The organism is Pseudomonas sp. HLS-6 (assembly GCF_002753995.1).
In the GTDB taxonomy this organism is placed as follows: Bacteria; Pseudomonadota; Gammaproteobacteria; order Pseudomonadales; family Pseudomonadaceae; genus Aquipseudomonas; species Aquipseudomonas defluvii.
Genome location: NZ_CP024478.1, coordinates 4,400,304 through 4,410,000 on the forward strand (window position 1 = coordinate 4,400,304; position 9,697 = coordinate 4,410,000).

The 9,697-nt window shown below is 54.2% G+C and carries 5 protein-coding genes, 2 tRNA genes and 3 rRNA genes (1 of these 10 running past the window's edge); 1 reads left to right on the forward strand and 9 read right to left on the reverse strand.

From position 1 onward, the window contains the following. Positions 1 to 22: 22 nt before the first annotated feature. Entirely contained in the window at positions 23 to 1,561 is a 1,539-nt protein-coding gene (gene murJ, locus CS390_RS20695) for a murein biosynthesis integral membrane protein MurJ (RefSeq protein ID WP_099775790.1), read from the reverse strand. A gap of 251 nt (positions 1,562 to 1,812) precedes the next feature. On the opposite strand from murJ, the gene rpsT reads away from it, so the two are divergent. Next, positions 1,813 to 2,085, forward strand: coding sequence for a 30S ribosomal protein S20 (gene rpsT, locus CS390_RS20700; protein ID WP_065761566.1), 273 nt, complete (start codon positions 1,813 to 1,815; stop codon positions 2,083 to 2,085). A 133-nt stretch (positions 2,086 to 2,218) separates the two neighbouring features. Here the strand turns inward: rpsT and CS390_RS20705 are convergent, their stop codons facing one another. The 8 genes from CS390_RS20705 to CS390_RS20740 all read right to left on the reverse strand — a co-directional run. Then, positions 2,219 to 4,519 carry a PqiB family protein gene (locus CS390_RS20705; RefSeq protein WP_099775791.1) on the reverse strand — a complete coding sequence of 767 codons (2,301 nt, stop codon included), beginning with the start codon at positions 4,517 to 4,519 and terminating at the stop codon, positions 2,219 to 2,221. Then, positions 4,512 to 5,135, reverse strand: coding sequence for a paraquat-inducible protein A (locus CS390_RS20710; RefSeq protein ID WP_099775792.1), 624 nt, complete (start codon positions 5,133 to 5,135; stop codon positions 4,512 to 4,514). Before CS390_RS20710 ends, CS390_RS20705 begins: the two co-directional genes overlap by 8 nt. Then, positions 5,122 to 5,781: a paraquat-inducible protein A gene (locus tag CS390_RS20715; RefSeq protein ID WP_099775793.1), complete on the reverse strand. Its 660-nt coding sequence runs from the start codon at positions 5,779 to 5,781 to the stop codon at positions 5,122 to 5,124. The genes CS390_RS20710 and CS390_RS20715 overlap by 14 nt, the downstream gene beginning before the upstream one ends. Positions 5,782 to 5,959: 178 nt before the next feature. After that, a 5S ribosomal RNA gene (rrf, locus tag CS390_RS20720) occupies positions 5,960 to 6,075 on the reverse strand. A gap of 136 nt (positions 6,076 to 6,211) precedes the next feature. Next, positions 6,212 to 9,101, reverse strand: a 23S ribosomal RNA gene (locus tag CS390_RS20725). A gap of 253 nt (positions 9,102 to 9,354) precedes the next feature. After that, positions 9,355 to 9,430: transfer RNA gene (locus CS390_RS20730), tRNA-Ala, on the reverse strand. A 6-nt stretch (positions 9,431 to 9,436) separates the two neighbouring features. Further along, positions 9,437 to 9,513, reverse strand: a tRNA-Ile gene (locus tag CS390_RS20735). 84 nt (positions 9,514 to 9,597) lie between these two features. Next, a 16S ribosomal RNA gene (locus CS390_RS20740) occupies positions 9,598 to 9,697 on the reverse strand; it runs 1,437 nt beyond the window's last position. Together the 16S, 23S and 5S rRNA genes with 2 tRNA genes alongside form the textbook arrangement of a ribosomal RNA operon.

Genomic DNA, 9,697 nt, shown 5'->3' on the forward strand with positions numbered 1-9,697 from the left:
GACGCCTGACCGACGTCGCCCATTAATGCAATGCCTTGCGCGCAAAGTCCCGCGGGCGGAAACCAAACAGGAACAAACAACCAAAATAGGTGGCAATGCCAGCGCCAATCAACACCCCGAGGCGCAGGAAGCGGGCAAGCATCTGCCCTTGCTCCCAGGCGGGCATCAGCTTCATTCCCACGACCAGCACACCGGCCATCAACAGGACCGCCACCAGCAATTTGAGCAGGAACACGGTCCAGCCAGGCTGTGGCTGGAAGAGGTCTTGCTGGCGCAGTTTCCAATAGAGCAGGCCGGCATTGAGACAGGCGCCGACACTGATCGCCAACGCCAGCCCCGCGTGCTGCAGATGCGAAATAAACGCCAGGTTGAGCAACTGGGTCGTCACCAAGGTGAAAATTGCGATTTTCACCGGTGTCCGAATGTTCTGCTGGGCATAAAAACCAGGCGCCAGCACTTTGACCAGAATGATCCCGAGCAGGCCAACCGAGTAGGCGATCAACGCGCGCTGGGTCATTGCAGCATCGAAGGCACTGAATTTGCCGTACTGGAACAACGACACGGTCAAGGGCTCAGCCAGAATCGCCAGGGCGAAGGTACACGGCAGCACCAGCAGGAAGCAAAGCCGCAGGCCCCAGTCGAGAATCCGCGAATATTCGTGACGGTCCTTGTTGGCGTAGGTCTTGGCCAGGGTCGGCAAGAGGATCGTGCCCAAAGCGACACCCAGCACCCCAGAGGGCAGTTCCATCAGGCGGTCGGCGTAGTACATCCAGGACACGGAGCCCGCCACCAGAAAAGAGGCAAAGATCGTATTGATGATCAGCGAAATCTGGCTGACCGATACCCCGAGGATCGCCGGCAGCATCTGTTTCAACACACGCCACACGCCGCTGTCCCGCAGATTCAGGCGCGGCAGAACGAGCATGCCGATCTTTTTCAGGTGAGGCAGTTGATAAAGCAACTGCAACAGCCCGCCTGCCAGCACCGCCCAGCCCAAGGCCATGACCGGTGGATTGAAGTAAGGCGTGAGGAACAACGCAAAAAAGATCATTGCCACGTTAAGCAGCGTCGGCACGAAGGCCGGCACCGAGAAACGGTTCCAGGTGTTAAGGATCGCGCCCGCCAGAGACGACAGCGAGATCAGCAATATATAAGGGAACGTGATACGCAACAGGTCGGTGGTGAGCTCGAACTTTTCAGGGCTGTCGACAAAACCCGGCGCCGTTATCCAGATCACCCAAGGCGCAGCGATGATCCCCAGCGCCGTGACCACGGCCAGCACCAACGTCAAAAGCCCTGCGATATACGCGACAAACGTACGTGTCGCCTCTTCGCCCTGCTGGCTTTTGTATTCGGCCAGAATAGGTACAAAAGCCTGAGAGAACGCGCCTTCGGCGAAGATCCGCCGCAGCAGGTTAGGCAGTTTGAAGGCAATGAAGAAGGCATCGGTGGCCACGCCGGCACCAAAGATGCGCGCCAGTATGGTGTCGCGGACGAAGCCCAGCACCCGTGAAACCATGGTGATGGAACTGACGGCGGCCAAGGATTTGAGCAAATTCATCGAGAGATTTTCACGCCTGTAGACGAAGGGTTGGGCATCTGAGCGCGCGGATATGCGATAATCCGCGCCGCATCCGCGATGCCGAGTGAAAACGACCGAGTTTACAGGTCATGTGCCAGAAGGGAATCATCTCCGTGGTTACATCGACCGCTTAGCAGAAGGGCATATGTACCCTTGACAACTGCTTAACTCATCGGCATGATTCGCGGCCTATTTTGTTTGCTATTTAAAGTCTTTCGAGGAGCTCGACGGTGGCCAACTCACCTTCCGCCAAAAAACGTGCAAAACAGGCTGAGAAGCGTCGCAGCCACAACGCCAGCCTGCGTTCCATGGTCCGTACCTACATCAAAAACGTAGTTAAGGCCATCGACACAAAAGACGCTGACAAAGCACAAGCCGCTTACGTTCTGGCTGTCCCTGTAATCGACCGTATGGCCGACAAGGGCATCATCCACAAGAACAAGGCAGCTCGTCATAAGAGCCGTCTGAATGGCCACATCAAGGCGCTGAAAACTGCTGCCTAAGTGACCTGCTTGTAAAAAAACCGACCTTAGGGTCGGTTTTTTGTTGCCTACGTTTTGTCATTGCCCTGCCCTACCTCACACTTAACGTATGGGAGCCGGAACCCAGCCCCCACCGCTCCAGCACTTACACGGCCTATTTACCGATCTGAATCTTTGGCGCCCACTGCAGCCACTCATCCTCAGCCTTATCGAACAAGGCGAAGGTCTGCTTAGGCAGCGCCGGATTACCCATCTTTTCCCCGTCCGGGGTCGCAAACGCAATCCCACCCTCAATCAGCGTTTCCAGCGACTCAGTACGCACGGTTGCGCCCTTGAACAGCCCGAAGTCCATGCCAAAGCCGCTGCTGTTCCAGAACCGGCTACCACCGCGCACCAGTGAGGCGTAACGCGGCTCGATCAGGATATGGATCAGCACGCGATCTGCTGTTTGACCCAGTTCGTACCCTGTGACCTTGCCTACCGTGATTTCACGGTAGGTCACAGGAACGCCTGGCTTAATCGAACCTCGGCGCGCAGCACTCAATACCAACGCGAGCCCTGCTTCACGCTCGGTGCGGTCAGGCGCCTCGGCCAGCGCGACAAAGTTGCGTTGCGGCCCCTGATTCTTCACCGCGGGCAAAACCTCAAGATACTGACCAGTAACCAGTGTTTCCAGATTGGCAGTCTTGACGATACCCAGTGCCGGCTTCACTACCCAGAACTGCGTTCCGACCCGCGCAATACGATCAGGCACTTCGGTAATACGCGCCTTGAGCATGACCGACTCCAGATCATCACTCAGCCTGACATCTTCCACCTTGCCAATGTCCAGGCCCCTGAAGCGAATAGGCGTACCCGCCTTGAGCCCGTCGGCGCGCTCCACCTTGATCATCACGGTGACGCCACTACGGTTCGCCGCCTCTTGATCAAGGTGCAGTTTGAACCGTGGAACACGACGTTTTAGCGGTACATCCGGTGTCGGGGTATCAAAAGCGATACCGCCAGCCATCAGACTCTGCAAGGACTCACTCTTGATCTGGATACCAGAGAGACCTCCACTCAGGGTAATGCCGCTGGCATTCCAGAAGCGTGTCGAGCCATTAACCAGATTGGCGTACTCTTTTTCGATATGGACACCAATCAGCAGACGCTTATGCGTTTTTGAGAACTGATAGCTCTGCACGGTACCGACCTTGACCTGACGGTAGAGGATTGGGCTACCGACCTCCAGCGAACCCAGGCTGTCACTAAACAGTACCAGGTGCAAACCAGGCGCTTTCAGATCCAACGGTGGTGCCTTGGCGCGCGCCTCAAACTCCCGCTGTGGCAAAGCGCCTTTATCGCCCGGGCGAATTGCAATGTAGTTCCCCTTGACCAAAGCCTCCAGCCCGGTGATACCGGCCAGCGAGATCGACGGCTTGACCACCCAGAACTGGGTTCCCGCAACCAGGTAGTCTTCAGCCAACGGGTCCAAGGTCAGCTCGGCCGTAGCACTGGAAAGATCAGGGTCTACCTTGAGCGTTTTGAGCGAACCGACCTGGATACCCTTGTACATCACCGGCGTTCTGCCGGCCTGCAGCCCTTCAAAGTCACTCAGCGTGACCTTGACCTTGATGCCTGCCTGCGCAGCATCAAAGTCCTCGTACAAACGGAATGGCAGGTTGGTATCAGTAGGCGGGCTGTCTTTGCGGTGCTCAGGCGTGGCAAAGGCGATACCACCCGCCACGATACTGGCCAACGACTCACTGCGAACTTTCACGCCGGAAAGATTGGCATCAATACTGATGCCGCTGGCATTCCAGAAACGCGTGTGCTTGCGAACAAGGTTTGCATAGGCCGGTGCAATAAATACCTTGAGCTCAACGATCCCCTGGTCTTCGGCAAGACGATAGCTCTTCACTCGGCCCACCTGAATCTGCTTGTAGAACACTGGGCTGTCCCGATTGAGCGAACCCAGTCGATCGGCCTTGAGCGTCAGGTGCAAACCCGGCTCGTTGTCAGAGAGCGGTGGTGCCTCGGCCAGCGCTTTGAAGCGCCGGGTTTGCTCACCGTCACCAGGGCTCACAGCGATGTAATTACCCGAGACCAAGGTTTCCAGCCCGGTAATACCCGCCAGGCTTACACTCGGCTTCACCAGCCAGAAACGCGTATTGGTGCGCAGCTGAGACTCAGCAGCCTTGTTCATCTCAATCGTGGCAATCACCCCGGTGTTACTGCCCTTGGCATCAAGCACCAGGTTCTTCACCTTGCCGACTGGCATGCCCTTGTAAACCACTTCAGTCTTGTTGACGACGATGCCCTCGCCACTCTGGAAGCGAACCTCGATGTCGACTCCCGACTCACGGTAAGCCTGCCAACCAAGCCAACCACCAATGACCAAAGCGATCAGAGGCAGTATCCAGATAGCAGACCAGTTCGAGGCAGGGCGGGTTTTAGCCGTAGGCAAATCACTCATTGTCGTCATCCGACTCCGTGTTGTCCCAGATCAGTCGGGGATCGAAAGTTACTGCAGCGAGCATTGTCAGAATCACCACGCTAGCGAAAGCGACAGCACCCAGATTGGCTTCAACACTGGCGATGCGGCCGAAATTCACCACCGCCACCAGAATGGCAATGACGAAGATATCCAGCATCGACCAGCGTCCGATGAATTCGATGAAACGGTACATCACTATTCGCTGACGAGCAGAAAGCGGCTGATGGCGCTGCACCGAGTACAACAACAGCGCAATTCCTACCAGCTTGAAGGTCGGCACCAGAATACTGGCGACAAATACCACTGCGGCAATCGGAAACATTCCGTGCTTTATTAGCGTGATGACGCCAGACATGATGGTATCGGGACTGCCCTGCCCCAATGTACTGACTGTCATGATCGGCAAGATGTTGGCAGGGATGTAAAGAATGGCAGCGGTGATGAGCAGCGCCCAGGTTCGCATCATGCTGTTCGGGCGCCGCGCATGCACCAGTGCACCGCAACGCGTGCAGACCTGTTCATCGGTATCAGGCTCCTGCCGATTCAACTCATGGCATTCAGCACAAATCAGGATGCCTGCATCAATTGCCCGCATGAAGGTCCTCCCCGGACAAAGCCACCCAAATCTGGTGAGGTGACATCACCACCTCCAGCCATACCTGAACCAGCAATAAACTCACAAAACAGACAAGACCAAGCCCCAGACTCAACTCGGCAAGATCGACCAGCTTGACGATGGCGACCAGTACGCCCATGAAGTAAACCTCAAGCATGCCCCAGTCGCGCATATGGTGGTACATACGGTACAGCAGCAGCCCATAGCTGCGCCCAACATCCAACCTGATGCTTAGCAGTACAGCGAGCTGACATAACAGCTTGAGCAAAGGGATTGCCATGCTGCACAGAAACACCACGATAGCGATTTCACGCATGCCACTGTCATACAACCCGAGGACACCACTCCAGACTGTGTCGTCAGAAGTTTGCCCCAACAGGTGGAGCCGCATGATCGGAAGGAAATTCGCGGGCACATAGAGGAGAAGCGCAGCAAGCACCAAGGCCATACTGCGCTCAACTACATTATGTCGATGCGCATAGAGCTCATAACCGCAGCGAGGACACTGCGCCTTCTCATTGTGCTTGAGCACCGGCTTGCGCATCAGCAGGTCGCACTCATGACAAGCTACCAGTTGGTCCAGCGGCAGGTCTGCGAGTGGATCGGAATTGGCAGGATCAGGCATGAATGAATTCTGAGTAAAAACGTCGACCTCTATTCTAGTGTTCCAACTCAAATTGTGGGAACACAACGAAAGATCGACCGGGAAAGGGCCACCGTCAAAACCGGCGTTACCGACAAGCTTTGGAGGCAAAAAGACAAAACCCCTACCTGCATGTGCAGATAGGGGTTTCGGAATTTAATCTTGACGATGACCTACTCTCACATGGGGAAACCCCACACTACCATCGGCGATGCATCGTTTCACTGCTGAGTTCGGGATGGGATCAGGTGGTTCCAATGCTCTATGGTCGTCAAGAAATTCTGTGTACCAGACCGTCTTTCGACGCTCCAGCAAATCGGGTATGTGATAGTTGTGAGTCGCAAACTTTCGGTTCGTTTCGTCTTCACAACACCGCAATCTGGCCTTTCGACGCAAATTGCTTGGGTGTTATATGGTCAAGCCTCACGGGCAATTAGTATTGGTTAGCTCAATGCCTCACAGCACTTACACACCCAACCTATCAACGTCGTAGTCTTCGACGGCCCTTCAGGGAGCTCAAGGCTCCAGTGAGATCTCATCTTGAGGCAAGTTTCCCGCTTAGATGCTTTCAGCGGTTATCTCTTCCGAACATAGCTACCCGGCAATGCCACTGGCGTGACAACCGGAACACCAGAGGTTCGTCCACTCCGGTCCTCTCGTACTAGGAGCAGCCCCTCTCAAATCTCAAACGTCCACGGCAGATAGGGACCGAACTGTCTCACGACGTTCTAAACCCAGCTCGCGTACCACTTTAAATGGCGAACAGCCATACCCTTGGGACCGGCTTCAGCCCCAGGATGTGATGAGCCGACATCGAGGTGCCAAACACCGCCGTCGATATGAACTCTTGGGCGGTATCAGCCTGTTATCCCCGGAGTACCTTTTATCCGTTGAGCGATGGCCCTTCCATACAGAACCACCGGATCACTAAGACCTACTTTCGTACCTGCTCGACGTGTCTGTCTCGCAGTCAAGCGCGCTTTTGCCTTTATACTCTACGACCGATTTCCGACCGGTCTGAGCGCACCTTCGTACTCCTCCGTTACTCTTTAGGAGGAGACCGCCCCAGTCAAACTACCCACCATACACTGTCCTCGATCCGGATGACGGACCTGAGTTAGAACCTCAAAGTTGCCAGGGTGGTATTTCAAGGATGGCTCCACGCGAACTGGCGTCCACGCTTCAAAGCCTCCCACCTATCCTACACAAGCAAATTCAAAGTCCAGTGCAAAGCTATAGTAAAGGTTCACGGGGTCTTTCCGTCTAGCCGCGGATACACTGCATCTTCACAGCGATTTCAATTTCACTGAGTCTCGGGTGGAGACAGCGCCGCCATCGTTACGCCATTCGTGCAGGTCGGAACTTACCCGACAAGGAATTTCGCTACCTTAGGACCGTTATAGTTACGGCCGCCGTTTACCGGGGCTTCGATCAAGAGCTTCGCGTTAGCTAACCCCATCAATTAACCTTCCGGCACCGGGCAGGCGTCACACCCTATACGTCCACTTTCGTGTTTGCAGAGTGCTGTGTTTTTAATAAACAGTCGCAGCGGCCTGGTATCTTCGACCGGCATGGGCTTACGGAGCAAGTCCTTCACCCTCACCGGCGCACCTTCTCCCGAAGTTACGGTGCCATTTTGCCTAGTTCCTTCACCCGAGTTCTCTCAAGCGCCTTGGTATTCTCTACCCAACCACCTGTGTCGGTTTGGGGTACGGTTCCTGGTTATCTGAAGCTTAGAAGCTTTTCTTGGAAGCATGGCATCAACCACTTCGCGCTCTAAAGAGCACTCGTCATCAGCTCTCGGCCTTAAGATCCCGGATTTACCTAAGATCTCAGCCTACCACCTTAAACTTGGACAACCAACGCCAAGCTGGCCTAGCCTTCTCCGTCCCTCCATCGCAATAACCAGAAGTACAGGAATATTAACCTGTTTTCCATCGACTACGCTTTTCAGCCTCGCCTTAGGGACCGACTAACCCTGCGTCGATTAACGTTGCGCAGGAAACCTTGGTCTTTCGGCGTGGGAGTTTTTCACTCCCATTGTCGTTACTCATGTCAGCATTCGCACTTCTGATACCTCCAGCAAGCTTCTCAACTCACCTTCACAGGCTTACAGAACGCTCCTCTACCGCGTCACCTAAGTGACACCCGTAGCTTCGGTGCATGGTTTGAGCCCCGTTACATCTTCCGCGCAGGCCGACTCGACTAGTGAGCTATTACGCTTTCTTTAAAGGGTGGCTGCTTCTAAGCCAACCTCCTAGCTGTCTAAGCCTTCCCACATCGTTTCCCACTTAACCATGACTTTGGGACCTTAGCTGACGGTCTGGGTTGTTTCCCTTTTCACGACGGACGTTAGCACCCGCCGTGTGTCTCCCATGCTCGGCACTTGTAGGTATTCGGAGTTTGCATCGGTTTGGTAAGTCGGGATGACCCCCTAGCCGAAACAGTGCTCTACCCCCTACAGTGATACATGAGGCGCTACCTAAATAGCTTTCGAGGAGAACCAGCTATCTCCGAGCTTGATTAGCCTTTCACTCCGATCCACAGGTCATCCGCTAACTTTTCAACGGTAGTCGGTTCGGTCCTCCAGTCAGTGTTACCTAACCTTCAACCTGCCCATGGATAGATCGCCCGGTTTCGGGTCTATACCCAGCGACTAAACGCCCTATTAAGACTCGCTTTCGCTACGCCTCCCCTATTCGGTTAAGCTCGCCACTGAATATAAGTCGCTGACCCATTATACAAAAGGTACGCAGTCACCTAACAAGTAGGCTCCCACTGCTTGTACGCATACGGTTTCAGGATCTATTTCACTCCCCTCTCCGGGGTTCTTTTCGCCTTTCCCTCACGGTACTAGTTCACTATCGGTCAGTCAGTAGTATTTAGCCTTGGAGGATGGTCCCCCCATATTCAGACAAAGTTTCTCGTGCTCCGTCCTACTCGATTTCATTGATAAGAGATTTTCGCGTACAGGGCTATCACCCACTATGGCCGCACTTTCCAGAGCGTTCCGCTAATCTCAAATCAACTTAAGGGCTAGTCCCCGTTCGCTCGCCACTACTAAGGGAATCTCGGTTGATTTCTTTTCCTCAGGGTACTTAGATGTTTCAGTTCCCCTGGTTCGCCTCTTGCACCTATGTATTCAGTACAAGATACCTAGGTTATCCTAGGTGGGTTCCCCCATTCAGAGATCTCCGGATCAAAGTCTGTTTGCCGACTCCCCGAAGCTTATCGCAGGCTACCACGTCTTTCATCGCCTCTGACTGCCAAGGCATCCACCGTATGCGCTTCTTCACTTGACCATATAACCCCAAGCAATCTGGTTATACTGTGAAGACGACATTCGCCGAAAATTCGCAATACTCTTAAGACTTAAGAGACACTCACAAATTTTACCTTAGCCTGAATAAACACCAGTGAAAGTGCTATTCAGTCTATTTCTATCACATACCCAAATTTTTAAAGAACGATTCTGAAAAAGTTCAGAAATCAACATTCACCATCGTCACGATGGAATGCTCATTTCTAAGCTTTGACACGGTTAAGCAAGAGGGGTGGTGGAGCCAAGCGGGATCGAACCGCTGACCTCCTGCGTGCAAGGCAGGCGCTCTCCCAGCTGAGCTATGGCCCCAGCAATTGGTGGGTCTGGGCAGATTCGAACTGCCGACCTCACCCTTATCAGGGGTGCGCTCTAACCAACTGAGCTACAGACCCAATCGAAGGTTGCTAACCTAATCGTCTTCTTCAATGAATCAAGCAATTCGTGTGGGAGCTTATGAAGCAGCTGATGTCGTCGATTAAGGAGGTGATCCAGCCGCAGGTTCCCCTACGGCTACCTTGTTACGACTTCACCCCAGTCATGAATCACACCGTGGTAACCGTCCTCCCGAAGGTTAGA

Coding starts and splice junctions, on each gene's coding strand:
- murJ (WP_099775790.1), bottom strand. CDS start 1,561: ATGAATTTGCTCAAATCCTTGGCCGCCGTCAGTTCCATCACCATGGTT.
- CS390_RS20705 (WP_099775791.1), bottom strand. CDS start 4,519: ATGAGTGATTTGCCTACGGCTAAAACCCGCCCTGCCTCGAACTGGTCT.
- CS390_RS20710 (WP_099775792.1), bottom strand. CDS start 5,135: ATGCGGGCAATTGATGCAGGCATCCTGATTTGTGCTGAATGCCATGAG.
- CS390_RS20715 (WP_099775793.1), bottom strand. CDS start 5,781: ATGCCTGATCCTGCCAATTCCGATCCACTCGCAGACCTGCCGCTGGAC.